This window comes from Treponema endosymbiont of Eucomonympha sp., from assembly GCF_001028545.1.
Genome location: NZ_BBPW01000550.1, coordinates 1 through 965 on the forward strand (window position 1 = coordinate 1; position 965 = coordinate 965).

Consider the following 965-nt stretch of genomic DNA (forward strand, 5'->3'; position numbering starts at 1 on the left):
TATATTTTTTTCTTGCCAGCAACGGTCTTTTTTTTACCTTTTCGAGTACGCGCATTCGTATTCGTCCGTTGCCCACGCACTGGTAAACCCTTTCGGTGTCGAAGTCCGCGATAACAACCGATATCCATAAGGCGTTTAATGTTAAGACCAATTTCAGTGCGTAGACGTCCTTCGATCTTATAATTCGCCTCAATCATCGAACGCAAGTTCGCCAATTCTTGTTGAGAAAGGTTATCTATCATAATATGAGGTGGTATTCCCATTTTTTGACAAATATCAGACGCGCTGGAATGTCCAATACCATAAATATACGTTAATGCGATATTTATATGTTTATTAGGGAGATCAACTCCTGCAATTCGAGCCATCTATTACTCCTTAACCCTGTCGCTGGTTATGCTTCGGGTTTGAACAAATAATACGGACGATGCCATACCGCTTGATAATCTTGCATTTGTTACACATCAATTTTACACTAGTTTTTACTTTCACACTCTCTCCTTTGCTTTGCTGTTTCAATTGAAAACAAATAAAACAGACTATAAATTCTGTGACTGGATTCTTCCTTTCTTAATCAAGCCGTTATGATGATGTGTTTTTAATAATGCTTCCACTTGACTCATTGTATCAAGGTCAACGCCAACAAGAATTAAAAGCGATGTGCCACCCATAAGCATGGATATTGACTGTGGAAATCCACATACACGTTGGATAAACGAAGGTAAAACAGCGATAAGTGCCAAATATAGTGAACCAGGCAATATCAGTCGATTAAGAACCATTTGTAAATATTTTTCCGTTTTATCTGTTCTGATGCCAGGAATTGAACCGCCGTTTTCCCGAATATTTTTTGCAATTTCTATAGGGTTAAGCGTTACCTGTGTATAAAAATATGCAAAAAACACAATCAGCAGGACTAAAAACAAGTTATACCACATCCCAGTAGGCGAAAGAATCCCCGCTAT

Annotated in this window: 3 protein-coding genes; all 3 read right to left on the minus strand. The window is 38.2% G+C overall.

The window, feature by feature from the left end; all coding sequences use genetic code 11:
• Nucleotides 1–368, minus strand: a 368-nt coding sequence (gene rpsM / locus AWU74_RS08000; RefSeq protein ID WP_062328808.1) for a 30S ribosomal protein S13, incomplete at its 3' end; no start/stop codon positions are given.
• 10 nt (nucleotides 369–378) lie between these two features.
• Nucleotides 379–492: a 50S ribosomal protein L36 gene (gene rpmJ, locus AWU74_RS10950; protein WP_162505082.1), complete on the minus strand. Its 114-nt coding sequence runs from the start codon at nucleotides 490–492 to the stop codon at nucleotides 379–381.
• 47 nt (nucleotides 493–539) lie between these two features.
• Nucleotides 540–965, minus strand: a 426-nt coding sequence (locus AWU74_RS08005; protein ID WP_306701097.1) for a preprotein translocase subunit SecY, incomplete at its 5' end; no start/stop codon positions are given.